Source organism: Sinorhizobium sp. 7-81, assembly GCF_030124405.1.
Classification (GTDB): domain Bacteria; phylum Pseudomonadota; class Alphaproteobacteria; order Rhizobiales; family Rhizobiaceae; genus Sinorhizobium; species Sinorhizobium psoraleae.
In genome coordinates, this window is the sequence record NZ_JASKLT010000003.1 from 148,236 (window position 1) to 174,445 (window position 26,210).

The 26,210-nt window shown below is 60.9% G+C and carries 30 protein-coding genes, 3 tRNA genes and 1 pseudogene; 23 read left to right on the plus strand and 11 right to left on the minus strand.

Features of this window, described 5'->3' with window-relative positions; translation table 11 throughout:
• The first annotated feature begins 14 nt into the window (after positions 1-14).
• The 7 genes from QN224_RS13315 to QN224_RS13345 all read left to right on the plus strand — a co-directional run bounded on the left by QN224_RS13315 (position 15) and on the right by QN224_RS13345 (position 5,372).
• Positions 15-578, plus strand: a complete 564-nt coding sequence (locus tag QN224_RS13315) for a hypothetical protein (RefSeq protein WP_283977074.1) — start codon at positions 15-17, stop codon at positions 576-578.
• Positions 578-2,752, plus strand: a complete 2,175-nt coding sequence (locus QN224_RS13320) for a hypothetical protein (protein ID WP_283977075.1) — start codon at positions 578-580, stop codon at positions 2,750-2,752. The genes QN224_RS13315 and QN224_RS13320 overlap by 1 nt, the downstream gene beginning before the upstream one ends.
• A 231-nt stretch (positions 2,753-2,983) precedes the next feature.
• Complete coding sequence (locus tag QN224_RS13325) at positions 2,984-3,406, plus strand: hypothetical protein (protein ID WP_283977076.1); 423 nt, start codon at positions 2,984-2,986, stop codon at positions 3,404-3,406.
• A gap of 43 nt (positions 3,407-3,449) precedes the next feature.
• The gene (locus tag QN224_RS13330) at positions 3,450-4,310 is read left to right on the plus strand and encodes a glycoside hydrolase family 19 protein (protein ID WP_283977077.1); all 861 of its coding nucleotides are present in this window, start codon (positions 3,450-3,452) and stop codon (positions 4,308-4,310) included.
• 1 nt (position 4,311) lies between these two features.
• Positions 4,312-4,737, plus strand: a complete 426-nt coding sequence (locus tag QN224_RS13335) for a hypothetical protein (protein ID WP_283977078.1) — start codon at positions 4,312-4,314, stop codon at positions 4,735-4,737.
• 31 nt (positions 4,738-4,768) lie between these two features.
• Positions 4,769-4,981, plus strand: coding sequence for a hypothetical protein (locus QN224_RS13340; RefSeq protein ID WP_283977079.1), 213 nt, complete (start codon positions 4,769-4,771; stop codon positions 4,979-4,981).
• 55 nt (positions 4,982-5,036) lie between these two features.
• Positions 5,037-5,372, plus strand: a complete 336-nt coding sequence (locus QN224_RS13345) for a DUF1515 family protein (protein WP_283977080.1) — start codon at positions 5,037-5,039, stop codon at positions 5,370-5,372.
• 285 nt (positions 5,373-5,657) lie between these two features.
• Here QN224_RS13345 and QN224_RS13350 read toward each other — a convergent pair whose 3' ends face one another.
• Positions 5,658-5,894, minus strand: a complete 237-nt coding sequence (locus QN224_RS13350) for a hypothetical protein (RefSeq protein WP_283977081.1) — start codon at positions 5,892-5,894, stop codon at positions 5,658-5,660.
• A 126-nt stretch (positions 5,895-6,020) separates the two neighbouring features.
• Between QN224_RS13350 and QN224_RS13355 the strand changes: the two genes are divergently transcribed.
• Positions 6,021-6,410 carry a response regulator gene (locus tag QN224_RS13355; protein ID WP_283977082.1) on the plus strand — a complete coding sequence of 130 codons (390 nt, stop codon included), beginning with the start codon at positions 6,021-6,023 and terminating at the stop codon, positions 6,408-6,410.
• A gap of 25 nt (positions 6,411-6,435) precedes the next feature.
• On the opposite strand, the gene QN224_RS13360 is transcribed toward QN224_RS13355, so the two are convergent.
• Positions 6,436-6,759 carry a hypothetical protein gene (locus QN224_RS13360; protein WP_283977083.1) on the minus strand — a complete coding sequence of 108 codons (324 nt, stop codon included), beginning with the start codon at positions 6,757-6,759 and terminating at the stop codon, positions 6,436-6,438.
• Between the two features lie 141 nt (positions 6,760-6,900).
• Between QN224_RS13360 and QN224_RS13365 the strand changes: the two genes are divergently transcribed.
• Entirely contained in the window at positions 6,901-7,263 is a 363-nt protein-coding gene (locus QN224_RS13365; protein WP_283977084.1) for a hypothetical protein, read from the plus strand.
• Positions 7,263-8,243, plus strand: coding sequence for a non-homologous end-joining DNA ligase (gene ligD / locus QN224_RS13370; RefSeq protein ID WP_283977085.1), 981 nt, complete (start codon positions 7,263-7,265; stop codon positions 8,241-8,243). Before QN224_RS13365 ends, ligD begins: the two co-directional genes overlap by 1 nt.
• 37 nt (positions 8,244-8,280) lie before the next feature.
• Here ligD and QN224_RS13375 read toward each other — a convergent pair whose 3' ends face one another.
• From QN224_RS13375 to QN224_RS13395, 5 genes are all read right to left on the minus strand, one after another.
• Positions 8,281-8,496 carry a hypothetical protein gene (locus QN224_RS13375; RefSeq protein WP_283977086.1) on the minus strand — a complete coding sequence of 72 codons (216 nt, stop codon included), beginning with the start codon at positions 8,494-8,496 and terminating at the stop codon, positions 8,281-8,283.
• A gap of 14 nt (positions 8,497-8,510) precedes the next feature.
• Positions 8,511-8,885 (minus strand): hypothetical protein, encoded by a 375-nt coding sequence (locus QN224_RS13380; RefSeq protein WP_283977087.1) that lies wholly within the window; start codon positions 8,883-8,885, stop codon positions 8,511-8,513.
• 19 nt (positions 8,886-8,904) lie between these two features.
• Positions 8,905-9,279, minus strand: a complete 375-nt coding sequence (locus QN224_RS13385; RefSeq protein ID WP_283977088.1) for a hypothetical protein — start codon at positions 9,277-9,279, stop codon at positions 8,905-8,907.
• A 121-nt stretch (positions 9,280-9,400) separates the two neighbouring features.
• Positions 9,401-10,753, minus strand: a complete 1,353-nt coding sequence (locus QN224_RS13390; RefSeq protein WP_283977480.1) for a site-specific integrase — start codon at positions 10,751-10,753, stop codon at positions 9,401-9,403.
• A gap of 169 nt (positions 10,754-10,922) precedes the next feature.
• Positions 10,923-10,997, minus strand: a tRNA-Asn gene (locus QN224_RS13395).
• 137 nt (positions 10,998-11,134) lie between these two features.
• Between QN224_RS13395 and QN224_RS13400 the strand changes: the two genes are divergently transcribed.
• From QN224_RS13400 to QN224_RS13410, 3 genes are all read left to right on the plus strand, one after another.
• Entirely contained in the window at positions 11,135-11,428 is a 294-nt protein-coding gene (locus QN224_RS13400) for a hypothetical protein (RefSeq protein ID WP_173513342.1), read from the plus strand.
• 299 nt (positions 11,429-11,727) lie between these two features.
• Positions 11,728-11,801, plus strand: a tRNA-Cys gene (locus QN224_RS13405).
• Positions 11,802-12,538: 737 nt separating this feature from the next.
• A complete protein-coding gene (locus QN224_RS13410) occupies positions 12,539-13,450 on the plus strand; it encodes a PhnA-like protein (protein ID WP_283977089.1) in 912 nt (303 codons plus the stop codon).
• 43 nt (positions 13,451-13,493) lie between these two features.
• Here the strand turns inward: QN224_RS13410 and QN224_RS13415 are convergent.
• Positions 13,494-13,730, minus strand: a pseudogene (locus QN224_RS13415) (IS481 family transposase); the annotation flags it as partial.
• Between the two features lie 106 nt (positions 13,731-13,836).
• Positions 13,837-14,556 carry a transcriptional repressor LexA gene (gene lexA, locus QN224_RS13420; protein WP_173512956.1) on the minus strand — a complete coding sequence of 240 codons (720 nt, stop codon included), beginning with the start codon at positions 14,554-14,556 and terminating at the stop codon, positions 13,837-13,839.
• A 178-nt stretch (positions 14,557-14,734) separates the two neighbouring features.
• On the opposite strand from lexA, the gene QN224_RS13425 reads away from it, so the two are divergent.
• Both QN224_RS13425 and QN224_RS13430 read left to right on the plus strand, forming a co-directional pair.
• Positions 14,735-15,169 (plus strand): OsmC family protein, encoded by a 435-nt coding sequence (locus QN224_RS13425; RefSeq protein ID WP_283977090.1) that lies wholly within the window; start codon positions 14,735-14,737, stop codon positions 15,167-15,169.
• Between the two features lie 474 nt (positions 15,170-15,643).
• Positions 15,644-16,174, plus strand: a complete 531-nt coding sequence (locus QN224_RS13430) for a dihydrofolate reductase family protein (protein WP_283977091.1) — start codon at positions 15,644-15,646, stop codon at positions 16,172-16,174.
• Positions 16,175-16,351: 177 nt separating this feature from the next.
• Here the strand turns inward: QN224_RS13430 and QN224_RS13435 are convergent.
• A tRNA-Ser gene (locus tag QN224_RS13435) sits at positions 16,352-16,441 on the minus strand.
• Positions 16,442-16,768: 327 nt separating this feature from the next.
• On the opposite strand from QN224_RS13435, the gene QN224_RS13440 reads away from it, so the two are divergent.
• The 5 genes from QN224_RS13440 to QN224_RS13460 all read left to right on the plus strand — a co-directional run bounded on the left by QN224_RS13440 (position 16,769) and on the right by QN224_RS13460 (position 22,444).
• Positions 16,769-17,881, plus strand: a complete 1,113-nt coding sequence (locus tag QN224_RS13440; RefSeq protein ID WP_283977092.1) for a protein-glutamine glutaminase family protein — start codon at positions 16,769-16,771, stop codon at positions 17,879-17,881.
• A 421-nt stretch (positions 17,882-18,302) separates the two neighbouring features.
• A complete protein-coding gene (locus QN224_RS13445) occupies positions 18,303-19,337 on the plus strand; it encodes a septal ring lytic transglycosylase RlpA family protein (protein WP_283977093.1) in 1,035 nt (344 codons plus the stop codon).
• A 63-nt stretch (positions 19,338-19,400) separates the two neighbouring features.
• Positions 19,401-20,555: a D-alanyl-D-alanine carboxypeptidase family protein gene (locus QN224_RS13450; RefSeq protein WP_283977094.1), complete on the plus strand. Its 1,155-nt coding sequence runs from the start codon at positions 19,401-19,403 to the stop codon at positions 20,553-20,555.
• Between the two features lie 180 nt (positions 20,556-20,735).
• The gene (gene tmk / locus QN224_RS13455; RefSeq protein ID WP_283977095.1) at positions 20,736-21,416 is read left to right on the plus strand and encodes a dTMP kinase; all 681 of its coding nucleotides are present in this window, start codon (positions 20,736-20,738) and stop codon (positions 21,414-21,416) included.
• Positions 21,413-22,444 carry a DNA polymerase III subunit delta' gene (locus QN224_RS13460; RefSeq protein WP_283977096.1) on the plus strand — a complete coding sequence of 344 codons (1,032 nt, stop codon included), beginning with the start codon at positions 21,413-21,415 and terminating at the stop codon, positions 22,442-22,444. The genes tmk and QN224_RS13460 overlap by 4 nt, the downstream gene beginning before the upstream one ends.
• On the opposite strand, the gene QN224_RS13465 is transcribed toward QN224_RS13460, so the two are convergent.
• Complete coding sequence (locus QN224_RS13465) at positions 22,439-22,744, minus strand: MazG nucleotide pyrophosphohydrolase domain-containing protein (protein WP_283977097.1); 306 nt, start codon at positions 22,742-22,744, stop codon at positions 22,439-22,441. The genes QN224_RS13460 and QN224_RS13465 overlap by 6 nt on opposite strands.
• A gap of 182 nt (positions 22,745-22,926) precedes the next feature.
• Between QN224_RS13465 and metG the strand changes: the two genes are divergently transcribed.
• Genes metG through QN224_RS13480 form a run of 3 tightly spaced genes read left to right on the plus strand, consistent with a single transcriptional unit; the run spans position 22,927 to position 26,109 of the window.
• The gene (metG, locus tag QN224_RS13470) at positions 22,927-24,477 is read left to right on the plus strand and encodes a methionine--tRNA ligase (protein WP_173512966.1); all 1,551 of its coding nucleotides are present in this window, start codon (positions 22,927-22,929) and stop codon (positions 24,475-24,477) included.
• A gap of 14 nt (positions 24,478-24,491) precedes the next feature.
• Positions 24,492-25,271 (plus strand): TatD family hydrolase, encoded by a 780-nt coding sequence (locus QN224_RS13475; RefSeq protein ID WP_283977098.1) that lies wholly within the window; start codon positions 24,492-24,494, stop codon positions 25,269-25,271.
• A 1-nt stretch (position 25,272) separates the two neighbouring features.
• Complete coding sequence (locus tag QN224_RS13480; RefSeq protein ID WP_283977099.1) at positions 25,273-26,109, plus strand: MBL fold metallo-hydrolase; 837 nt, start codon at positions 25,273-25,275, stop codon at positions 26,107-26,109.
• Positions 26,110-26,210: the final 101 nt, after the last annotated feature.

Consider the following 26,210-nt stretch of genomic DNA (forward strand, 5'->3'; position numbering starts at 1 on the left):
GGTTTGAGGGAAACATGACGATAACCTATCGCACGACCGGCGCCTGGGGCGCCGGCAAGGGCTCCAACCTGACGCCGGCCGAGGTCGACGGCAGCTTCTATGATCTCGACGCCCGTGTTGCGGAGATGGAGGCAAATCCTCCGGAGCCGAACCAGATCGCCAGCATCACCCAGGCCGGCAACACGATCACCATCCACATGGAGGACGGCAGCACGCACGGGCCGTTCACCCTGCCGCGCCCGGTGCAGCGGCCGACAGAGACGCTGGCGGTGGCCGGCTCGACGCTGACGCCGGCGGCGGCGCAGGCGAGCTTCTATTTCCGCTGCACCCATGCCACCGGCTGCGCGGTGACGATCCCGAACAACACCGCCCAGGCTTTCCTCGTCGACACCGAAGTGCATTTCTGCCAGCGCGGCGACAACCCGATCAGCTTTGCTGCCGCCGTCGGCGTGACGCTGAACGTGCCGACGGGATACCTGGCGGAGACCGCGACCAAGGGCGCCGTGGTGACGGCGAAGAAGGTCGGCACCAACGAGTGGGACCTGTTCGGCCTGCTCGCAGCGGACACGACCGCCTGATGTACGGCGCGATTGCTTCCCAGGTGCTGACGAGCGGGCCAGGGCCTTATGTCCCGGTCGATCCCGACGCGCTCGCCTATGCCGATTTCGTGTCGGGGATCTACGAGATCTCCGGCGACCCCTCGACCCTGACGGCGCTCTTTTCCGGAACGGATGCCAGCGGCTTTTCCGCAACCGGCATGAAGGTGGCGCAGGCCAACTCCAATCGGCCGGAGGCGATCGGCGCGCTGAAGATGATCATCGACGACGGGTTGGCGAACGGCATCACGCTGCTCTTCGAGATAGACATAGAGCCTGATTGGTTTCCTGGCGGCACGTTGGTCGGCGTCAATAATGCGGCCTTTGATGAGGTGATCTGGCTGAATTCGCAGCCGGGCGCCCAAGATGAGGGGTCGATGAATTTTGGATTCGGTGGCGAGCTAGTGATGAATCTGCCGGGCGTCAACCGCGTCGCGTTCACGCTTTCGAGCGATTTGGGCGGTGGCAGCTGGCGCAACGCGGTCTCGGTCAACGGCTCGGCAATCACTACGTCCGGCGCCCATTTCCAGAACCTCGCCTATGCGTTGGCCTCACGTTTCGCTGATATCGCCTCGGTGAAACTCGGCGATGTGTCGGATTGGGATTACAAAAACAATCACGAATTCTTCCGCAAGTTCGCGGTCTATCCGCCGATGACCGACGCAGAGTTGACGGCCTTGAGCAGTCTCGGCGGCGGTACATCGATGTCAGCCGATACCGGCGTCTTTGCCTTGACAGGCAATGCCGCGACGTTCGAGCGCTCTAGGCGTCTGGCGGCCGATACCGGCGCGCTGGCTCTTACTGGCAATGCTGCGGCCCTCAAGCGCGCTCTGCGCATGTCTGCTTCACCGGGGGCTTTTACCCTCACTGGCAGCGATGCCGCACTGAGCTCCGGCGTCCGCATGGCGGCCGATACGGGGGCCTTCACGCTCACTGGCAACGATGTCGGGTTGAAGCGGGCGCTCAAGATGGCCGCCAATACAGGGGCGTTTACACTTACAGGCAACGCCGCAACGCTCGACTATTCCGGCGCGTCTGATGCCGTCGTTGCCTATGCAAACTTTCAACTGCCATCCGCAACCGGCAATTTCTCGATCTCGACGACAGACCTTGGCGGGCGGACGCCAAAGATGGCGATATTCTGCCTGTCCAATGCGGAAGTCTCCGAAACCGGACACTCCGTCATTAATGAAGACGGATTCCACACCTTCGGCGCGACCGATGGCACGAACCAGTGGGCCGCGACGTCCTGCGTGGCGAACGGGTCAAATAACGATCAGCGCGGCTACACGGCGTCAGGCTGCCTCGCAATGGTCAACAATGCTGCGACACCTCTTCTTGCCGCAAGCTTTGTATCCTTTGGAGCCAACCAGGTCACCATCAACATCACGACGCTTAACTCGCAACTCTACCTCAAGCGCGGCTTCGTCATGTTCTTCGCCGGCGATGACTGCCAGGCAGAGGTCGGCGTGATCAACGGCGAAGTGGACGGTGCGGCGACCAAGACGATCGGCTTCACGCCAGAGGGCATGTTGTTCTCCGAAAGCAACGTGGCCGCACCGGACTCCTATGCGGCGACAGCGATCCAGACCTTCGGCTTTGCCATCAATGATGGCTCGGCAACGCAATACAATTGCGGGCGTTTTAGGGGCACAGGTGGGGGCGTCGCGCGCGCCAACAATAAGGCGGCGGGCTACGGCGACAGTGCAATTCCGACCTGCTCGGTCAGCTTTTCCGGTGCCGATGCCACGGCAACATGGAGTACGGCGACGGAACTGGACCTTCCCTATGCGGCTTGGTCGTTTGGTGGCGGGCTGACGGCGAAGGCCGGCACACTCACCAGCCCGACCAGCGCGGGAACGGTGACCGCCTCGGGCCTCGGGATCACCCCGACCTCGGTCTTGTTCCTGACCGGCCCTGGCGCCCTCAATACAACCGTTGCCGGCGGGTTTGGTGCCGGCTGGCTGACGGGCTCTGCAGGCGGGTCCATGGGGTGCACAAGCTCCACCGGCTACTGCTCGACGACGCGGCTCAACGTATCGAATGGAGCAGATTTGGCATCTCTCGACAGCTTTGCATCTGGCCAGTTGACGTTGAACTTCACGACGGCAGATGCAACGGCCAGACTGATCCCGTTCATCGCCTTCGGGACGTAGCCGGTTCGGTCAGGGCTTAACGGCCATCGGGTCAACCGGCAGATGGCCGAGCAGCATGTAGAGCGCGATGCCGCCGGCGATGCCGATGACACCGACTGCGCAATTGATGAGTGTTTCCCTCGTGAGCATGGTCAACCTCCGCCTGCAGACGGGTAAATGAACCATGCATTGCAAATCCATAAAAGGCGCAACTTCAAAGGGCGTCTCGATTCAACTAAAGGAGCTAAGCTGTTGGCCAGTTTTTCAAAGTTCAATGCTTTCGTAGAGCATCTTGCCGAGAAGGTGCACAACCTCGGCTCCGACCAGCTCGTCGTTGCCCTCTGCGCTGCTGCGAACGCGCCTGCGTCCGGCAACAGCGTGCTCGCCGATCTGACGCAGATCAGCTACACCAACCTGTCGTCGCGCAATATCACGACGTCCTCGTCCTCGCAGACGTCCGGCACTTACAAGCTGGTGCTGGCGGACTTGACACTGACCGCTTCCGGCGGCTCGGTCGGGCCCTTCCGCTACATCGTCATCTACAACGACACGCCGACATCGCCGGCAGACCCGCTTGTCGGCTATTACGACTACGGCTCCGACCTGACGCTTGCCGCCGGCGAATCTCTGACCATCGACTTCGATGGTACGAATGGCGTCCTGACGCTGGCATAATGCCTTTGCTCTCCCTCGGAACCTGAAGCGGAGAACCCTCCCCATGCAACTCGCTGAACTGAAGCGCTTCGCGCCGGCCGCGAAGCATACGATGCTGTCCGGCCTGATGCAGGCCTGGCCCTATGCCGAGGAAGCCGGCATCATGACGCCGTCGCGGATCTGCCATTTTCTCGCGCAGTGCTTCGTCGAGAGCAAAGGCTTTACCGATGCCGAGGAGGATCTTTCCTATTCGGCACGGCGACTGACGCAGGTCTGGCCGAAACGGTTTCCGACGATCGAAAGTGCACTGCCCTTCGAGCGCAATCCGGAGGCGCTGGCGAACAAGGTCTATGGCGGCCGCATGGGAAACACCGCGCCCGGCGACGGCTGGAGGTTCCGCGGCCGCGCGATCAAGCAGATCACCGGCAAGGACAATTATCGTGCCTGCGGCCGGGGGCTCGGGCTCGACCTGGTCAAGGATCCGGACGCGCTGTTCGATCCGGTGATCGGGGCGAGGGCGGCGATCTGGTATTGGACGCAGGCCGGCTGCAACCGCTTCGCCGACAGGAACGACATTCGCGGCCTGACGAAGGCGATCAACGGTGGCTTTAATGGCCTTGCCGATCGCCGCGCCGCCTTCCGCAAGGCGGTCGAAATCTGGGGCAATGGCGAGGTCGCCGAGATCGGCGGCAAGGGGGCAGCGTCGAGCAACACCGGCAAAGCGGCAATTCTCGGCGGCGGCCTGTCGCTCGCCGGGCTCGGCAGCCAGGCTTACGAGGTGGCGCAGCTCGTCGATAGCGGACAGTCGATCTCCGAAGCCTTCGGCATTCCGCTGATCACGCTCATGCTCTTCGTCGCGGTGCTGGGGCTTCTTGGCTACATCTTCCGCGATCGGCTGTTCATGTCGAAGTGGGAAGGGCTCTGAGATGGCGGCGCTCCTGGCCTGGCTTGTCCGCCAGATCGGCGTCACCGGCTGCGCCGTGCTCCTCCTCCTCGGCTACTACGAGGGCGTGCCGGGGCTTCGAGACATTCCCTTTATCGAGCGCGTGCCGTTCGCGCGCGAGTTCATCGTCGGCAGGGTCTCGATCGAGGCGGCTAAGGCGTCCGCGGACGCGACCCGGCGGATGGTCGCGCGCTCGGAACTGAAGACGGCGCTGGCGAAGGCGGCGGCGCTCGAGGAGCAGATCCGGACCAACAAGCGGATGGCGGAGGCGGCGCTCAAAGAGGCCGAGCGCGCGCGCCTCGATGCCGAAACGGCAAATAAAGAGCTGGAGGCAACAATTGCGCAGGATCTTGATGACGACGGCTGCACTTGGACTGATCGCGATCTCGACTGGCTGCGCAACAGATGAAGCCACCCGTGCGGATGCGGCGGCCGCAGAGATGGGCCGGCTTGCCGCCGGCCGTCATCTTCCCGACTGGCCGGCTTACTGCAGCGGCCCGATGCCCGCCGTGGTTCCGAAGCTGGGAGAAAAGCCCCGCTGGACACAGGCGCGATGGGAAATGGTGCGCGAGCAGGAAAACCGCCGCATCGATTGGTGCGCCGGGCACTATCGCGGCATTGCCGACGAAGCGGCAAGGGGCGCGCCAGGTTGATCCGCCGGCCGCAGATATTTGCATTTCGAGGGGCATCGAAGGCAGGGGGCAGGGCATGGACAATGCGAATATCCATCAGCAGCTGGGGACGCTGATCGCCGAGGTCAAAAACCTTCGCGACGATTTCCGCAGGTCGGAAGACAAATCCGACCGCAGCCGCTCGAAGACGCATGAGCGTATCGACGACCTGGTCGACCGCATCGGCAAGATCGAAACGGCGATCGCCGCCCAGAAGACCGAGATCGACGAGATGAAGCCGGTAACGGCGCAGGTCAAGAAATGGCAGCTGATGGGAATGGGCGCACTCGGCGTGGTCGGCATCGGCGGGGCGGCGATAGGCGTCACCTTCGCCGATACTGCGCACCGGGTGCTGGCGCTGCTGGCGCGGTGAACCCTAACGTCTGGGCAGTAGAGTGACTGTAGCGTGACAATCGCGTGACGCGGCCAGAGACGTCGGGTTGATATAGAAGGATCGAGGCAGGCCAGCGCGACGGTGCTCACTGCGCCGCTGAGCAATAGGCCCTTTGATCTAGCTCCCTCCGGGAGTACAATACCTGTGAGCGACGTCGAAGCGGTTCCCTTGGATGGAACAGGGCGAGCAAGCCCCAGCTACATAATTGATGCGTCGCGATCGGAGCTGCAGGGACCTGACACCCTCTGCAGCTCTATTTGTGTGTTACGCCATTTCGCGGTCTTGAGGAGATGGGCTGCCGCCGTCACCGTTATCATCGTCACCCGGCCACCACCCCTTCCAATCATCACCGAGCGCCTCTTTCGCCTGCTGACCATCAAGCCGGGTCATGAGCCGTTGGAGTAGCTGGTGCTCCGTGATGCCGCTCTCCGGCGGCAGATATTCGGCAATGTCTTTCTGGCAATCCCAGATCAGCTTTTTCATTTTCTCTTTGTCGGCCATGACAATGTCTCCTCGATCAGGCTGGACAGGGCCTGGTTCCGTTACGGCCATTTTGCTTGCCAACCAGGGGAACTGTCTGCGCCTCGCTGCGTTCAAGAACGATATCATCACGCGAGGAATCCGGACATGGAATCGGCTACAGTATTGGTAGCGGATGATGAAGCGCTCCTCCTGCTTGAATTTGAAGGCGCACTCACCGACGCCGGGTTTCTCGTCCTGGCAGTCACGAACGGTGAGCGAGCGATAGAGCTCCTAAACTCTGCAGACTCCGAAATAGCAGGAGTGGTAACTGATATTCGCTTCGGTAAGCCCCCTGACGGCTGGGAGGTTGCGCGTGTTGCGCGAGAGGCTGATCCGGATATGCCGATCGTTTACATCAGCGGACATGGCTTTCTTGACTGGCAGGCGAAGGGGGTCTCGAACAGTATCATGCTCGAAAAACCGTTTCCCTTGGCAGAGCTGGTGACGACTGTTTCGCAGATGCTTGACGACAGGCCACCCCTCCCGTCAGCTTGATGCGCGGCCAATCTCCGTGGAAGCCTCACCTGGTCCTGATCCATTCCTCGTGATCGAGCATGCATTGCAGGTCCTCTGGCACCATGCCCGGCCATTCACACCTGAGGATGGCATCGTAGCATGCCTCAGCCTCGAGTGCCGCCGCCCTTGCGGTATCGGCCTGACCGTTCGGGCGTTTCCACCTGTTGCTGTTCTTCGCCTGGTTCCAGCACATGTACCAGTTCCACCAGCCGAGGTGATACCAGTGAATGGATGCGATATGTCGGCTGCCGTCGTACCCGGAAAAGTGTTTCGGGGCATCCGCCCAGGTCTGCCGCCATTTGTATTTCGGTTTCGGGAGATCGGGCATGCGTTAATCCTCCTCGGGTGAGGTTGTCGATATCTCGCATGTCACTGGTGGCGCGCCGCTTCGCCGGGTCGCGTTCCTAATATGTTCTCATCATCCTATTAGTCAATGCGACGTTTTTCGCGACTGTGCGTTACTGGTCTGATGGAACGCGCACTGAACGCCGCAGCGATCAGAATCCCGCTCATGGAGATCGACGACGATCTCCGCGGCATGTTGCTTTCTGACAAGACGAGGGCGTCAGCGGTTATCTCTGTCCACCTCTTCCTGCGCGTCGGCCGCCATTACCAATTCCGGCGCGGCGGGGAAAAGGTCGAAATGGATGAAGTCGTAGGCAAGATCGTCGATGCTATCTGGCGCGTTCCGGAAACAACGCTCGCCGAATTCGGGGGGCAAGCTACTAGGCCGCGCGCCGCCGCGACCGATGTCATCGCAAGGGAGGTATTTCTCGGTCTGAGCGGTGCTTTCGAAGCTGTTTATGTTCGGAAGCCCAACGGCGGCGGCTGATGGCCAGGGGATCATCGAAGCACCCGTCTGATAGCTCGCTGACAGACCCCATGCCGGCGCGCGTCGATCCGTGTCTGGCAACGCTGGTCGACAAGCCGCCGAAAGGGCAGGACTGGGCCCTCGAGGTGAAGTGGGACGGCTACCGGCTCGCCGTTCACGTTGAGCCCGGTCGGATCCGCATCATCACGCGCGGCGGCTATGACTGGACCGAGCGCTTTCCCTTGATCGCGGCGGACGCTCGTCGGCTCGCCGTGAAAACGGCCATCCTCGATGGCGAGGCTGTCGTGCTCGACGACAAGGGCCGATCCGATTTCGGCATGCTCCAGCGAGCCCTCGGCCGGCGACCGTCAGCGCATGAGGCGGGCGCGATCGTCCTCTATGCCTTTGACCTCCTCTATCTCGACGGCCGCGATCTGCGGCGCGATCCGCTGCGCGAACGCCGGCGGTTGCTGGAGCCGCTTGTCGCGGGGAGGGAAGGGGCGATTCGGCTATCCGAGGAGGTCGAAGCGGACGGCGATGAATTCTTTCGCGTCGCCTGCGCGCACGGTCTCGAAGGCATCATCGCCAAGCATCTCGAAAAACCCTATCGCTCCGGCCGGGGCGACTGGTGGCAGAAGATCACCTGCAGGCGTCGCGACAGCTTTGTGATCGTCGGTTACGAACCGTCGACCATGCCTGGCGCGATCGGGCGGCTGCTGCTGGCGGCAAGGAAGGGCGAGGGGCTCGTCTATGTCGGCGGCTGCGGAACCGGCTGGAGCCATCAGGAATCGCTGAAGCTGCGCGAGCTGCTCGACGGGATCAAAGATAAGCCTGCTGTCGCGCTTCGTCGCAAGGGCGCAGTCTTCACACGGCCGGCGCTTGTCGCCGAGGTTGAGTATCGCGCCTGGACGGATGACGGAAAGCTACGGCACGCTTCGTTCAAGGGGATCCGCGAGCGGGCGGATGAAGCGCAGATCTTCGACCTTGATGCCGGCCGCTGACGTCGGAGCGGTTGCGCATCGGGCGATGGTTAAATGATCATGCCGGATAGAACAGACTTCTAACCGCCGAAAAAGTCATGATGACTCCGCCGACAAGCATGAATGCCACACACATCATGCTGCCGATCTCGTTATACGGCGCGCTCAGATGCCCCGCATACTGGCTGGACCACGCCGCCCAGCCGCCGATCATCAATCCCCCGGGGCCGCCACGAATCCCGGCCGCTAGAACGGTGAGTTCCTTGAAAGCCATGATTTTTTCGTTGGTCAGCTATGTTTTTTCTGAAAGAGGCTAAGGATGAACAGCACCGTTGCGCCAATCGGCAACAGGACGCCGAGAGGCTGCGCCCCTTGAACGAGCGTTACAATAACGCCGACAGCGATTAGTGCGAGTGCCGCCTGGGACAGGCGATCGAATATCCGCGATTCTGAAATCAATGGGCTACCCATGGTGGGCTCGACCTCGGATCTGGGAGAGTGGGTGACGTCCGCCTTCGGCACTGCCGTCCATCTGGTGGCGGCCGCTGGAGGCTTCAGCCTAAACTGGAGATAAGCTTCGGTGGCGCGCCTAGCCGCCCAGATTCTGGTCTCCGACTGAGCAGCAAAGGTCGAAGATGAAGCATCCTTAATTTGTGTCATCATGGCCCGAGCCTCCCTCTCGTCATGCCCCTAACTTCCCGCCAGGACTCTTTATCTGGTCCTCAAGTGCCTGGAAGTCCATCCCACCTTGCCGCGCCATCTCCTTGGCTTTTTCATACAGCCATAGGGAAAATCCCAAAGCTGTGGGGAGGTCCATTATCACGTCAGCCTCGACCTCGCGAAAGACGCCTGTCTTTCTCTCGATCGGAACCTCAGGGCCGGTGACCTTCTGGTTGTCGTCGATCGGAATGGACCCAACTTTGGGAAGGGGAAACCGATCATTGTATAAAGCAAAGTGCAGATACCCCGATGGGGCAACTCCACCATAAGCTCCGTCCGCGTGAATTACTCGGAAATGGCGGCTCTTCTCATAGTGGATTGTAATATCTTCAGCCATGTCTCTCACTGATGGGGGGCGCAATGGTTGCGCAGTTCTGGCATATGCGTTTGTGGCTTGCAATATGGTGCGACAATCTTGCTCCAAATTGGATATCACATCGATTCAGGTAAATGTTGTATTAACCGGCAAGTGTAGCCCCAATCGTGACCGGTTGCAGCCAGGCGAACATGATGCCCTCGAGGAACTTCTGCCGCCGCTTCATCTCGGGGCCGTCGCCATATTTCGGGCGGCCGAACTCGTGCCCCATCAGGTCGGCCTGCATGCGGTCGGAGCATCCGGCGTTCTCGATGCGGTCCTGGAAGCTGTGCCGCATCGAATAGATGCTGTGATCGTCGGTCGGCATCAGTCCGTTGTTGCGCATCACCTTGTTGATTAGCGCCGACGCCGAATCGGACTTGTCCTGATATTTCGCAAAGCCCTGCGGCCGCTGGCGCATCGCCCACAGTGAGATGCCGACGAGCGGCACGCGGCGGATCGAATACTCGGACTTCTGCCGCCGATCGGTGCGCTCGGCGACCTCGATATGCGGCACCTCGTCTTCGAGGCGGATATCCTGCGGCCGGAGATTGCAGATCTCGCCGAGCCGGGCGCCGGTCTCGACCATCGCATAGACGATCAGGCGCGCATCCTCGTCAAGCATGTCCATCGCGCCAGGCGCAAGGATCTTGTCGGAGATCCATTCGAGCGGGAAGGGTGGTCGCGAGCTGCCCTTCGTCGCGTTCGTTTCCTTGATCCGCGCCTTCTCCCAGACTTCGTGATAGTTGGTGTGGAGCGCGTTATCGATCGGCGTGAGCATGCCCATTAGGTCGCTGAAGGAGCGATTCGCCGTGTCGGCCTTCAGGCCCTCGCTGATGACTTTCTCGGTCCACCACTTGCGAAACTTCAGCACGTCAGGGCGCGTGATCGCCGGCAGCTCCAGATCGCCCATCACGTCGATCGCGTAGCTGATGGCGCGCTCGCGCGAGACCTTGTGCTTCCGCAGCTGGTTCTTCGACATGCCGGTGAGGCCGGCCGCGTTGTGTTTCTCGTAGAGCGACCAGACGTTGCTGAGGCGCGGCGCTGGCTCCTCGACCGTGCCGGCGACGGCATCGACGACGATCTGCGCCTTGTCCATGTTCTCGCCGACGATCAGCAGGCGCTGCTCCAGCTCGTCGAGGGGGAGTGCTGCGACCTCCTCGGCCGACTTATAGGTAAAGCCCATCGACTGTGCGACCTTCACCGCCGATTCGTAACGGGCGAAGGCTGTTTCGTTGTCGTTGCCGACCAGCAGTGCCCGCCAGAAGTTTTCCGCCGCGTCGTGCACCGACTGCGCCTTCTCCAGTGCCTCCTTCAGGCTCTTCGTCTTCAATGACTGCTTGACGTGGGTGCGCTGGTCGAGATGGGCGACCTCGGTCGGGACGCGGCGATAATAGCGGTAGATGCCGCTTGCGGGGTGTTTCACCACGTATCGCGAAATATCGTCGGACCCCATCTTCTGGCCGTTCTCCGCTGCCCTGTAGTCCAAAATGTAGCCAAAATGTAACCAAAAATGCAATACGCGATCGAACCAAGCGAGGCGCGGCGCGTTATCATGTTGCGGTAAGCCGTTGAAAACATGGAAAGAAAAAGCCCCGCACCGTGAGGTGCAGGGCTTTGGAAACTGGCTCCCCGGGCCGGATTCGAACCGGCGACCTATCGATTAACAGTCGAGTGCTCTACCGCTGAGCTACCAGGGATCATCTGCGCCGCAGAAGTGAGGCTGCTAATACAAATGCTTTTTCGATTTGCCAAGCGGTTTTTCAAAAAAAATGACGACGCCGGTTGCGAGGCTGTGGAGAAGGCCCCAATTTTGGGAGACGAGCATGAAAGACGGATAATGACGAACGGCAAGAAAGAACGGCATTTCGGTATCGATCCACGAACGCGCGAGATCGTTCTCGGAAAATGGCGTATCGGCTTGCCCGACTCGCCGGTGTTGCGGATTCTGGTTGGCACGCTCCTTATCGTAGGCGGTGTGTTGGGTTTTCTGCCGGTGCTGGGCTTCTGGATGATTCCGCTGGGGCTGCTCGTGCTTTCCCATGACATACCGGCGATCCGCCGCCGCCGCCGCAAGCTGGCGGTCTGGTGGGCGCGCTGGCGTGGCACGCAGAATTCCGGCAAATCCTGACGCGGGCCGGGGCTTGCGAAACCCGATTGCCTGAGGGCGCAGCTACGCCAATTCGACAGCGAATGCTCGCGTGCGGTTGTCGCGATGCTTTGTCGGGGGGGGCGTGGCTGCCCGGTAGCATTGTAGACATGCAAAACTGTCGGCAGAGCCGAAATCGCTCCGGGCGAGACCGCGGTTGGGACCGCTGGGGAGAACGTGGACGACCTCGCGTCGTCCCGCCATTTTCGAACCATTCCCCCTTGCGCTCCTCATAGATTCGTTCTAAACGCCGGCCATCGCTTGATCGATCGAGCGTGAGAGGCCTCGTGGCGGAGTGGTGACGCAGAGGACTGCAAATCCTTGTACCCCGGTTCAATTCCGGGCGAGGCCTCCAAAGCCACATCATCCACTTGATTGCACAATTTTCCGCGCGAAATCGCGTCATCTGCCACTTGCGGGCAGGTGTGGCAGTCTGTTCCCGCTTTCGCCATTGCTCAATGTCAACAATTTGCTGGCGGCGCCGCCCCAATTGATGCGGGCGATGGCGCACCTTGCAAGGCGCGCGCTTTCGAAAGAGGTGGAGGCGGACGGGAAGGAATTCTTCCCGTCGCTTGCGAGCATGGCTCGAAGCATCCCGAAACGACCGGTGTCAAAGATCTCATCCCGGCGCCGAGACGTTCGTGATCGTAGGATATGAGCCATCCACCATATCGGGCCGCGATCCGTCACCTGCCGCTGGCGGCGTGCAAGGGGCGATAACCTCGTTTACATGGTCTTGAGCAACCGGCTGCAGTGATCGGGAATCGGTGAAGGTGTGCGAATTGTTCGACGAAATCAGGACCGACACCGGCAACGTCGCTGAGGCAAAAGGGTGCGATCTCGATGCAGCCCGCTTGTCGCCGAAGTCGAACATCGCACGTGGACGGATGGTTGAAAGCGCCGGCGCCCTTCATTCAAGCACATCAAGAAGTGGGCGGATGACGCAGGCATATTTGAGTTTGCTATTTCGCCCGCTCAGGCGGTAACGCGCCTCGCATGCCTCCGTCGGGGATCATTGGTTGTCCCGGGGAACAGTTTCGAGCATCCACGGTTTGAGCGGGAAGCGCGTGAGCATCCGGGAGGAATATGTCAATGAGCGAACCTGTCGCCGTTCACCACGCCCGTGAGACCGATTACGTCTCCGATCTTTCGGCGAGCGCCGCCGTTAACCAAATTTCTTGGGGAGCGGTATTTGCCGGCGTGGCGCTCGCGCTTGCGGTGCAGTTTCTACTGAACCTCTTGGGCGTTGGAATTGGAGCCGCGGTAATTGATCCGACAACCGCCGACAATCCGAACGCGAGTACGTTTTCGATTGCAGGAGGTCTCTGGTTCGTTATCTCGGGCATCGTCGCGGCGTTCGTCGGCGGATATGTCGCAAGCAGGGTTTCAGGCCGTCCCAGCAGGGTGACAGGAAGTTACCATGGACTGACCAGTTGGGCCGTCACGACACTGGTCGTTCTCTATCTGCTGACGACCTCGGTCGGCGCTGTGGTCGGCGGCGCCTTCAGCGGTTTGAGTGGCATCATCGGGGGCGTTGGAAGGACTGCCGCCATAGCCACGACTGCCGCGGCACCTGCCGTCGCGACATCCGTCGATCCAATGGCCGATATCGAACGGCAGATCAGAAGCGCGACCGGGGGCAACGATCCCGCAGCTCTTCGCGATGCTGCAGTTGCCGCCGTGCGTGCGGCCGTCACTGGCGACGAAGCGACTGCGGAAGAAGCCCGAAATCGCGCTGCCGACGCCATCGCGAGGGCTCAGAGCATTCCGGTGGACCAAGCGCGCACCCAGGTTCAAGAGTACGAGGAAAGCTACAAGGCTTCGGTGGAACGCGCCAAGCAGCAGGCGACCGAAGCCGCCGACACGGCCGCCACCGTCGTTTCCAGTGGAGCGCTCCTGGGCTTCCTATCGCTTGTTGTAGGCGCCCTCGCTGCCTGGTTCGGTGGTGCAGCCGGAACGACACGCACCGTAGCGACGACGGACGCCACCCGCCGGGTCGGCTAGGTGTGGCGCCTCAAGAGGTTGCCCTCGGTCATGCCGAGCCTGCCGATTGGCGAGTGCGGTCACCGGTGATCCGGTGGCCGACGCGATCGAAGCGCCTGAGCGTCTTAATGTCGATGTGGATCATCTCGCCGGGCTTTTCGCGTTCGTAGCGGCGCATCGGCTCGGCCGGCTGATATCCTTCAGCCGCGCAAGACCCACTCGCCTGAGCGCCCGGCTTACTGTCGCCGCCGACACGTCGGTCTCTACGGCAATGTGTCTGCCCGTCGGCCCGACGGCGAAGCGTGGCAATTCCCTCTGCAATGCTTTCCGGGGTCGCCATGCCGCGCATCGGGCGATTGACGTGATGGCGCAGGCAGAGCGGTCGCCAAGCGACTGGCTGTCCTCAACTAGTGATAACGGCGAATGAGCCCGACGAGTTTGCCCTGGATCTTGACGCGGTCCGGTCCGAAAATCCGCGTCTCATAAGCCGGGTTGGCGGCCTCGAGCGCAATCGATGCGCCCTTCCTGCGGAACCGCTTGAGCGTTGCCTCTTCATCGTCGACGAGTGCCACGATGATGTCGCCGGGATTGGCTGTGCTTGTGTTGCGAATGATCACGGTGTCGCCGTCGAAGATACCCGCTTCGATCATCGAGTCGCCCTTGATCTCAAGCGCGTAATGTTCGCCGTTGCCGATCATCTCGACCGGTACCGAAATATCATGCGTGTTGTTCTGGATCGCGGAAATCGGAACACCGGCTGCGATTCGTCCCATGACCGGCACCGACACCGTTGCAGAATCACTCGGTGGCGCCGACTTCGCAGTGGCCGCAGGCGCCGCGGGTGGCTTACCCAGGCTACCTTCGATCACGCTTGGCGAGAAGCCACGCCGAGGCTGCGCACTCGTCGCATAGGCTTCAGGCAGCTTGATGACTTCGAGTGCTCGCGCCCGGTTAGGAAGGCGGCGAATGAAACCGCGTTCTTCAAGCGCGGTGATTAACCGATGGATGCCTGACTTGGAGGCGAGGTCCAGTGCATCTTTCATCTCGTCGAAGGACGGCGGCACCCCGGATTCCTTCATCCGTTCGTGAATGAACAGAAGCAATTCCTGTTGCTTGCGGGTTAGCATGGCGCGTCACTCCAGAGTCGCGAAACAAATCAAGAACAGACACTATCTGTTCCATATGTGTTCCGCAAGTACCTAAAATTCCGTGAATTTTCGCGACTTTGCGCCAGGGACGTCGAATGTTGCAGATCATGAACGTCTGCAGGACTATGATGGTACGTGGTGGTAATAGGTGAATCTCATGAAGGCACGCATCAAATGGGTTGAAGGCCGGACGTTTCTTGGCGAGTCCGGGAGTGGGCACAAGGTTGTGCTTGGGACAGCATTCGGGACGGAGGGAAAAACACCTGGCCCGAGCCCGATGGAGATGGTGCTGATCGGCACTGGGGGTTGCTCGGCCTACGATGTCGTTCACATCCTCGAAAAGGGCCGCGAGGCGATCGAGGACTGCGTCGTCGAGATCGACGCGGAGCGTGCTGCGCAGGATCCGAAAGTGTTCACTCGCATTCATCTCCACTTCGTGGTCAAGGGGCGCAGCCTGGCGGCGAACAAGGTCGAGCGAGCCATTGCGCTGTCCATCGAGAAATATTGCTCGGCGTCGGCGATGCTCGCCAAGACGGCCACGATCACCCACGACTTTGAGGTCGTCGACACCGCCACGACGACCGTCGCTTAGCCGTAACGACCGGAGCCCCTCGGATCGCCAGGGGGCGGGACATCGCTAGTCGATGCCGTGCTCTATCTCCACGAGCCTGGTGAGAGCCCCGGAACTCGCGCGCGTGGCTGCTGTTATTTCCTGGATCAGGATTTGGCTCGCTACGGGAATCGAGACGTCGGAGTGGAAGATCAGTCCCACTGCGGCGGCACGAGCTCGTGGATATCAAGTTGGCCGGATATTAGATCTCGACGAGCGAACCTGTCGCGAGCTCGATGCGTACTGCCGCACAAGTCCGATGAACTCGCTCATCGAGGCCATAACCCTCCATCACTCTCCTGGATAGACCTACGAGCGAATGGCAGCACTCGGTGGTAAACGGGGCGCGGTTATTCATCAGACCGACGACGCGGCGCGCAGTTTGCGCCCGACTTCACTTTCCGCATCACGCTGCTCGTACTATCGTGAAGGCCTTGGGGTGGAGATTTAGCAGCCATGGCAAAGCTTGTCTTCGGAATGAACCAGTCCTTGGACGGTTACGTCGACCACCTGGAACTGCGGACAGGTCCCGCGCTCTTTCGTCACTGGATAGAGCACGTGCGCGACCTGACCGGCAGTGTGTACGGCCGTCGCATGTACGAGACCATGCGTTACTGGGACGAAGACCGTCCTGAATGGAGTGAGGAGCAACACGAGTTCGCGGCGGCGTGGCGGCGCCAACCGAAGTGGGTCGTATCGCGCTCGTTGAAGTCAGTCGGCCCCAACGCCACACTTGTCGATGATAACATCGAGGCGGTGATACGTAGTCTGAAGGCTCGGCTCGTTGGAGAGATTGCCGTTTCCGGACCAGACCTGGCACGAAGCCTAACCGACCTTGGTCTTATCGATGAGTACCGACTCTACTTCCAACCCATCGTGCTTGGCCGCGGCAAGCCATTCTTTGCCGGCCCACGGCCGCCGCTCCGCCTTGTTTCCGCCGATCCCGTTGGCGAGGACACGATTAGGCTGACATACGTTCCTGCTTAGTCGCACGATACCCCCAACGGACTGCGCCGACAGGTCCGATCCATTTTTGGGGTCGTAAGCTGCCTGATTGCGCTGAACTAGTCTCCAAGACATATCGCGTTTAGCGTAGAATCGGCGGTTCTCTAGAATGCGGTGATCGGCGGCGGTATCGACCTATAGACGGCAATCGGCGACAGCTGGCGGAGGAGGTGGGATTCGAACCCACGGTACGCTTTCACGCACGCCGGTTTTCAAGACCGGTGCCTTAAACCGCTCGGCCACTCCTCCAGTCGATTGAAAATCCAACAATTGTTGGTTTCCTGAAAACGGCAGCTGCTACCGCTTGCTACCCAATCACTCGACGGCTGGCTTTTTAGCAGCTTTGATCGCCGCGTCAACGTGCTCGGCGGCGTTCGCTTGCATGCCCTGCATGACCTGCGATTAGAGGTCCAGCGTGATGCCGATGAGTTTCGCTGAGGCGAGCAGGCGGGTCGCATTTGCGATCATTGGAAGGGATGGCCATAATAGAGCTAAAAGTTGTTCAGTTTGCCATAAATTCTACGCAAGGACAGGCGCGTAGCGCTCTGATATTCTGGCGCATCCGGGGGGTGTGCCATGCCAAATCCCAATGCGATTGTTTCGACCCGCATTGATTTCGATCCTCCGCTTGACCGGCCCACTGCCGAGCTGCTGCGCGAGGGGCTTTGGGTCGTGCTCGAAGGCGGGCGCCGCGCCCGGCTTGACGCGAGCGATGCCCGATCGAGCGGCTTCGTCCAAGTGCTTGACGGGCTCGCGAGGCGCAAGGCGCCGGTCTATCTGGAGATCGATCCTAACAGCGCGGCAATCACACGGCTGCTGATCCCGCGCGTGACGCGCCCGATGAGCATGCTTCCGAGCGACCAGGGCTATGAGGTCATGCTCGAAAGATCGCACGCCCGCCACGCCCTGAGGCGCGACAATCCCGATTTCGCGACGCTCGAGCCGTTGCTGCGCGCCGCGCTCGACTCGGGGCAGCTGCTTATCATCACCGAGGATGATGCGCACAACATCATTGATATTCGCGCCTATACGCCCGGCCCCGATGACGCGCCGCTGCCGCCTTGGCCCAAACCTGATTCGCTGCCGTTCGAACGGCCGTGGTGGAAGCGTCTGCTCGACTGGATCTGGCGCTGGCCGTTCTGGCCCTGGTGGTGGTTTCGCTGCGTTTCGAAAGCGACCGCCCAGCAGATCTTCGATGCGATGAGCGCGAAGTCTTGCCCGCCACTCACGGTGCCAGCGCCCTGCATCCCTTTTCTCTATCCCGATGACGGCTGCTGGGGCCGCGCGCACGAGATGTGCCGGCTGATGATCAATATGGGACGCAAGCCGCGCAAGGTGTGGATACAGGGGAGCTTGCACGTCGCCACCAAAAACAATCCCAACTGCTTCGTGAACTGGGGTTGGCATGTCGCGCCGACGCTATGCGTGCGCCAGGGCTGGTTCTGGACACAGCAGATGGTGATCGATCCCTCGCTCTTCGCCACGCCCGTGACGCAGGCAACGTGGAAGGGGGTTCAGGGCGATCCGAGCGCCACGCTGACGCCGAGCGACGCGTCGATCTTCTATCTCTGGGGCAACGTGACCGACCCCACCTATGTCGAGACCAACAAGGTGCTCGCCGATTATCGTCTCCAGCTTCAGAACCGCGCGATCCAGCACGGCCCGCCGCCCTATGCAAATTGTCCGTAGCGGAGCCACGAATATGAAAAGAGGCTGCACGGCAATTCGGCCGGCCCCCCGCTTGGCGTGGTCTGCGGTCGGAAGTCGCAGGCACTCGGCCTTCACAGCCGACGAGACGGCTACACCAGCCTTGGCGCTGGGTTGAACGGCAAATCTCGCAGTCTTTGCAAGTTTTAACGTGCCCGGCGCTCGGGAAAATTCCGGTCTCCCGGGAGGAGACCTAGGCTGCACGAGAGAGGCTCGCGCCCGGGTTTATACGATTTGTAAACCATAGCGGAAGATTTTTGCCGCGCTTCAGGCTCCCTGTTCGCAATTTTGCCGTCTTGCTGACATGATTAATCGACTGTCTCGTTTCGAGACGCCGAGCTTTCCGCGGGGGCTAGAGCGGAATGTTTTCGAAATACGGCTTTGCGAACGATATTGGGGACAGATGATTTTTAGAAGAGATGCAGCACTTCTTTCGAGGGGATTACGTGTTGCTGCGGTTCCGTTGCTTTGCGCGACGCTTGCCGCCTGCGGATTGGCTTCGAGTGTCAAGACAAGCAAGGCGCGGAGCAAGGAATACTTTGCCGAGTCGGTCTATGGCGTCAAAGCCAGCCCGCGGGTCGCGACCGGGACAAACATCCCGAAGGGTGGTGGGCGTTACCAGGTCGGAAAGGCTTATCAGGTCAAGGGCAAGTGGTATCAGCCGAAGGAGGATTTCGGCTACAACAAGTTAGGCGTCGCGTCCTGGTACGGTTCCGCCTTTCACGGGCGGCTGACGGCGAACGGCGAAGTCTACGACAAGTATCATCTGTCCGCCGCGCACCCGACTTTCCCGCTGCCCAGCTATGCGCGCGTCACCAATATGGAAAATGGCACATCGGTCATCGTTCGCGTGAACGATCGGGGCCCATACGAGTACGGCCGCATCATCGATGTCTCCTCGAAGACAGCCGACATGCTGGACATCAAGCGCAAGGGCAGTGCCAAGGTGCGCGTGCAATATGTCGGCCGCGCGCCGCTCGAGGGCAACGATATGCCCTATCTGATGGCCTCCTACGTCAAGAAGGGTGACCGTAGTCCCGGCGTGATGCCGGAAGGACAGATCGCGACAGGTGTCATGGTTGCGTCGAACGAGCCGTTCCGCAACCAGGTGCCGGACCTCGCCAGCGTGCCGGTCCCTCGCAACGCGACGCTGGATACGGGCGTTCCGATGACCGCGCTCGCCGAGCCGGCGGCGCAAGCCGCCATGCCGCAATCTCTCGGCGAATTTGTCACGCTCCCGGAGATCGGGCCGATCCCCGCCGTGCGGCCGGAGTTGATCCCGATGCCCGACGGAAATATGGCTTATGCCGCCGCCTATGTCGAAGTGCGCGTCAGCGATAAGGCGTCGCCCTTCGAGGCAATTATGGTCGATTCGAACCCGCTCACGGCCGATTCCATCATCGCCTATGCAAAGCGCCAGAACAGGGACGGTGTTTAGCGCTAGCTTCGGTTGAACAGCTTTGTTCGCGCTGCTATGCCCATGATGAAGCCGGAGTTTCTCATGCGCATAAAGTTGCTCGCGGTCGTGGCCCTTCTTGCGGCGACCGTCTCGACAAATGCGGTCGCCCAGGCGCCCGCGTTCGACACCAAGGCGAAACAAATCTATCTCGTCGATGGGGAGACCGGCACAGTGCTCTTCGCTCGCGGCGAAGACGAGCCCGTGCCGCCGGCATCGCTTGCCAAGCTGATGGCGATGGAGGTGGTCTTCGAGGCGTTGGACAAGGGCGAACTGAGCCCTGAGACGACCTACGAGGTCTCCGAGCACGCCTGGCGGACCGGAGGAGCACCGTCCGGCACCTCGACGATGTTTGCCGCAATCAAGTCGAGGATCCGCGTTGCGGACCTTATTCAAGGCGCAATCGTGCAACTTGCGAACGATGCCTGTATCATCCTCGCGGAAGGCATGAACGGCAGCGAAGCTGCTTTTGCCGAGCGTATGACGGCGCGGGCGCGCGAACTCGGCATGCCCATTGCCTCTTTCAACAACGCCACCGGTCTTCCTCATCCTGCGAACAAGGTGACGATGCGGGAGCTGGTGACGCTGGCGCGGCATCTGCGCGAGGCTCACCCGGATTTCTATCGGCTCTATTCCCAGGCCGAATTCGAATGGAACAAGATCCGCCAGCGCAATCGCAATCCGCTGATTGCCGCCAATGTCGGCGTCGACGGGCTGGCGACGGGGTTCGCGGAGGGTTTCGGCTTTTCGCTTGCCGCGTCGATGCAGCGCGGAGACCGCCGCGTCTATCTGGCCATGGGTGGGCTCGAAAGCGACAAGGAGCGCACGGACGAAAGCCGCAGGGTGCTCGATTGGGCGATGACCGCCTTCGAGAAACGGCGCATCTTCGCCGATGGGGAGGCCATCGGCGAAGCAAGCGTCTATGGTGGCGCGACATCGCGCGTCCCTCTTGTCGCGGGCGGGCCGATCGATGTCCTGCTCCCGGTGAACAATCCTGAACGGCTAACAGCGCGCATCGTTTACAAATGGCCGCTGACGGCACCGGTCGCGGCTGGTCAGGAAGTCGGCGTCGTCAAACTTTGGAACGGCGAGCGATTGTTGCGGGAAGTGCCGGTGAGGACCGGCAGCGCGGTCGAGGTAGGCACGCTTACCAGCCGCGCGCTCGATGCGCTCCAGGAGCTTCTCTTCTTCTGGCTGTAACAAATGCGCACGCGCCCGTTTCTTCTGGCGAACCAATCGGCTAAACAGGGCCGATAGCTACAGCGCCGCGCGTCTTGTCAGACGCGCAAAGCGCGCTGTAGCACGTTGAATTGCTGCATGTTTTTATCCTTTAATCGGCTACGATTTGAGGAAACATGCAGGCGGCCGATTTGGGAACGCATGTCGCTGACGAAGGGTTTGTTCGTAACGTTTGAGGGCGGGGAAGGGGCCGGCAAGTCGACCCAGATGCGCCTGCTGGCCGATTCGCTGCGCGCGCGTGGCTACGATGTGCTGACCACGCGAGAGCCTGGCGGCTCTGTCGGCGCGGAGGCAGTGCGCCACGTGCTGCTCTCGGGGGCGGCTGAGTCTTTCGGCATTCGCATGGAGGCAATTCTCTTCGCGGCTGCGCGCAGCGACCACGTCGAAGAAGTGATCCGGCCGGCGCTTCAGAAGGGTACCATCGTCCTCTGCGATCGTTTCATGGATTCCTCGCGCGTTTACCAGGGCATCACCGGCAATCTCGAACCGGCCTTCGTGGAGACACTCGAGCGCGTGGCCGTCAACGGCGTGATCCCGGACCGAACGATCATCTTCGACCTGCCTGCCGCGCTTGGGCTTGAACGCGCGCGCCATCGCGCCGCCGATGGCAATCCCGACCGTTTCGAGAAGGAACAGCTGGAAACGCACGAGAAGCGACGCGAGGCCTTCCTCGATATCGCGGAAGCCGACCCTCGGCGCTGTCGTGTCGTCGATGCAGCACGGCCGCCGGACGTCGTCGCCGCCGAGGTCCGGGAGATCATGGACGCATTGCTAGCAGACGGTGACGAGCCGCAGTCGTCAAACGCGGAAGCTGCATCATGACGACGGAGCGTCCTGGTGTGCTGGAGGGGGCTGTGGCCCCGGCGGAAAACGCGAAGCTCTTTGGCCATCTTCAGGCTGAAGCTTTTCTTGCCCAGAGCTACAAGTCCGGCAAAGCGCACCATGCGATCCTCATCGAAGGACCGGAAGGCATCGGCAAGGCGACGCTTGCCTTCCGCTTCGCGAACCATATCTTGAACCACCCAGAGCCGACGACAGCACCCGATCAGCTCGCCGATCCGGATCCCGCCTCCATCGTCACACGTCAGCTCGCATCCGGGGCATCGCATAACCTGCTTCATCTCACCCGCCCGGTGGACGAGAAAACGGGCAGGGCCAAAGGGGCAATCACCGTGGATGAGGTGCGGCGCGCCGGAAAATTCTTCGGCCAGACGTCCGGCACGGGGAACTGGCGCATCGTCATCATCGACCCGGCGGACGATCTCAACCGCAATGCGGCCAACGCCATCCTCAAGATACTCGAGGAACCGCCGCGCCGGTCGCTTTTTCTCGTGCTCACGCACGCGCCCGGAAAACTGCTGCCGACCATCCGCTCGCGCTGCCTTCCGTTGCGGCTGAAGCCGCTGGACGACGAGTCGATGCGCCAGGCGCTTGCCCAACTCGGCTTCGATCTGACGGGGTCGAACGTCGAGCGCATCCTCGCCGCGGCGAACGGCAGTGTCTCCGAGGCGCTGAAGCTCATCAATTACGGCGGTCTCGATATCGCCGCCGCCTTCGAAGATATTTTGGCGGGGCAGGGACCAGCTGTCCGAAGGCAGATGCACAAGCTCGCGGATATTCTGTCGGCAAGGGACAGTGAAACGATCTACGATTTCTTCTCGTCTCTGTTGACCGGACGCGTCATGCAGCAGGCGCGGGACGCGGCACTCGCTGGCGATATCGGCAGGGCCGAGCGCCTTGCGAGGCTCTCCAGCACTTTCGCCGAGCGGCTGACGGTGAGCGACGCCTATAATCTCGATCGCAAGCAGACGATCCTGTCGCTACTCGAAGATCTGAAAGACGCTCTATAAGTCGGGCTTGAACTTCCATTTCCGCTCGATCGACGAGCCGAGGTCGATATCGTTGCGATAAGCGAAAAGCAGAACATGGCCGAGGAGGTCCGCTGTTTCGTCGGCAAGAGATTGGCGCAATTCACCCGGTGTCTTCCCGCCGTTGCGTCCCCGTCCGCTGAGCTTGTTCCACGCCTGCGTCAGTTCACCCATTTCTTCCTGCAGTTTCAGAACGTACCAGTCCGGGTCGCGCAAGACGGAATGTTCGGCGGCATAGGCGGCCGAGGCTTCTTCGAATTTTCGCTTAAGCTCGTCGAACATCGCGCTTCCTTCTTTTGTTCCGTGTTTGTTCCAATTTGTGGCATGTGTCAACCGGCTGCCTGCTTTATGGCGCCGCGCTTGGCGTCAAATGGGCTTTTTCTGGGCGCCAGCGGTTCCCTACCTGAAGGCGATGCGCTAATAGCTGCCACTAGTTCCTGATCCGAGACATATCGAAGCCCATCATGAGAGATACCTCCCCCTTCTACATCACCACCGCGATTTCCTATCCGAACGGCAGGCCGCATATCGGCCACGCCTACGAGTTGATCGCGACGGATGCGATGGCGCGCTATCAGCGACTGGACGGGCGCGAGGTTTTCTTCCTGACCGGGACGGACGAGCACGGCCAGAAGATGCAGCAGACGGCGAAGAAGGAAGGCATTTCCGCGCAGGAGCTTGCCGACCGCAACTCGGCCGAATTCCAGAAGATGGCCGTGCTTCTCAACGCCTCCAACGACGATTTCATCCGCACGACCGAGAAACGTCACCACGAGGCCTCGCAGGAAATCTGGACCCGCATGGGAGAGGCGGGTGATCTCTACAAGGATTCCTATGCCGGATGGTATTCCGTCCGCGATGAGGCCTATTATCAGGAAAACGAGACGGAGCTGCGCGACGACGGCGTGCGTTATGGGCCGCAGGGTACCCCCGTCGAGTGGGTGGAGGAGGAGAGCTATTTCTTCCGCCTCTCCGCCTATCAGGAGAAACTCCTCAAGCACTACGAAGAGAACCCGGAATTCATCGGCCCGGCCGAGCGGCGAAACGAAGTCATTTCGTTCGTCAAGTCGGGCCTGAAGGATCTCTCTGTTTCGCGCACGACCTTCGACTGGGGCATCAAGGTGCCGAACGATCCGGCCCACGTCATGTATGTCTGGGTGGACGCGTTGACGAACTATATCACCGCGACGGGCTATCTGACCGATCCGACCGGGCCGCGTGCAAAATTCTGGCCGGCGAATATCCATGTCATCGGCAAGGACATCATCCGCTTCCATGCCGTCTACTGGCCGGCCTTCCTGATGTCCGCCGGCCTGCCGCTCCCGAAGCGGGTCTTCGCTCATGGCTTCCTGCTCAACAAGGGCGAGAAGATGTCGAAGTCGCTCGGCAACGTCGTGGATCCGTTCAATCTGGTGGAACACTTCGGCCTCGACCAGATTCGCTACTTCTTTCTGCGCGAAGTCTCTTTCGGCCAGGACGGCAGCTATAGCGAGGAGGGGATAGCGACACGCATCAACTCCGATCTCGCCAACGGTATCGGCAATCTCGCCAGCCGTTCGCTGTCGATGATCGTGAAGAACTGCGACGGCCAGGTTCCGGTTTGCGGGCCGCTCTCTGACGAGGACAAGGCCATGTTGGCCTCTGCCGATGCCCTGCTCGAAACGACCCGTGATGATATGGGCAAGCAGCTTATCCATCGCGCGCTCGCCGCGATCATCGCTGTGGTTTCCGAAACCGATCGCTATTTCGCGGGTCAGGAGCCTTGGGCGCTGAAGAAGACGGATCCGGAGCGGATGGCGACGGTGCTTTACGTCACCGCCGAAGTCGTGCGGCAGATTGCGATCCTGCTGCAGCCCTTCATGCCGGAATCGGCAGGCAAGCTTCTCGACCTCGTGGCCGTACCGGCAGACAAGCGTGATTTCGCTCATCTCGGCGACGCCGGACGCCTCGTCTCCGGAACGCCGCTCGAGGCACCGAAGCCGGTCTTCCCACGCTACGTGGCGCCGGAAGCGTAAGCGAGTGCAAACGAATGCTGATCGACACCCATTGCCATCTGGACTTCCCGGACTTCGAGGCTGAGCGCGACACGATCATCGAGCGCGCAAGTGCGGCCGGCGTGACGCAAATGGTGACGATTTCGACGCGCGTGAAGCGGTTCGACACGATCCTCGCGATCGCCGAAGCCTATCCGAACGTCTTTTGCTCCGTCGGGACCCATCCACACAACGCCGACGAGGAGCTTGACATCACCACGGAAGATCTCGTTCGGCTCTCCGGACATCCGAAGGTGGTTGCGATCGGAGAGGCGGGTCTCGACTATTTCTACGACAACGCACCCCGCGACGCTCAGGCTGAAGGGCTGCGGCGGCACATTGCGGCAGCGCGCGAAACCGGGCTGCCGCTGGTGATCCACAGCCGCTCGGCTGACGAAGACATGGCCGAGATCCTGACCGAGGAAAGCGGGAAGGGGACCTTCCCTTTCCTCCTCCATTGCTTCTCGTCCGGTCCGGAGCTTGCGCGAGTCGGCGTCGAGCTTGGCGGATACGTGTCCTTTTCCGGCATCCTGACCTTTCCGAAGTCGCAGGAGATCAGGGATATCGCGAAGACGATCCCGCACGATCGGATGATCGTCGAGACGGATGCACCTTACCTCGCGCCAAAACCGTTCCGCGGTAAGCGCAACGAGCCGGCCTTTGTCGCGCATACGGCGGAGGTCCTGGCCGAAACGATTGGCGTTTCGATGGAGGAAATTGCGCAAATTACGACGGAGAACGCCTTGCGCATCTTCTCAAAAATGCCGAGGCTCTGACGTGGCGTTTCGGCGGGTTTTCACAATCCTCGGATGCGGTTCCTCACCAGGGGTACCGCGTATCACCGGCGATTGGGGTGCCTGCGATCCGTCAAATCCGCGCAACCGCCGCCTGCGAGCGGCGCTGCTTGTCGAGCAGTTCGCGCCGGACGGCGGCAAGACGACCGTGGTTGTCGATACCGGCCCGGACTTCCGCACCCAGATGGTTGCCGCCGATGTTCGCCACATCGACGCGGTGCTTTACACGCATGCTCATGCCGATCATCTGCACGGGATCGACGATCTTCGTGGCTTCGTAATCGAAGATCGCAGGTGTGTGCCGATCTGGGCGGACGCTTTCACGATGAGCGCAATCCGCGAGAGATTTCGTTATTGCGTGGAATCGCCGCCAGGAAGCGGCTATCCGCCGATCGTGGAGCCGCATCTCATCACCGAAGATCTTTCGCCGGTTACCGTTCACGGCGCCGGCGGGCCGATTTTGTTCACGCCGTTGATGCAGTTTCACGGCAATACCCATTCGCTCGGTTTCCGGATTGGCGATTTTGCCTATTGCAGCGATGTGAGCGATTTTCCGCCGGAAACTGTCGGAAAGCTGGAGGATCTCGATCTGCTGGTCCTCGACACGCTGCAATACAAATTCCATCCAAGTCATCTGTCGTTGGTGCAGTCGCTTGGCTGGATCGCAAGGCTTCAGCCGAAGCGTGCCGTGCTGACGCACATGCATGTGCCGTTGGACTATGAAACGCTGCAGAACGAAACGCCGGATCATGTCGAGCCGGCCTATGACATGATGCGGCTTGAGTTCGACATCGCCATGCCGTCCGCTGAAGAAGCGTAAAGTCAGATATTAGAGAACGGCTTCAAGGCGTTGATTTCGTGAGGATCGGCTCGTGCCGGTAGTTCCATAATCTATCTTATGCGATAAATGCATATAGTCGG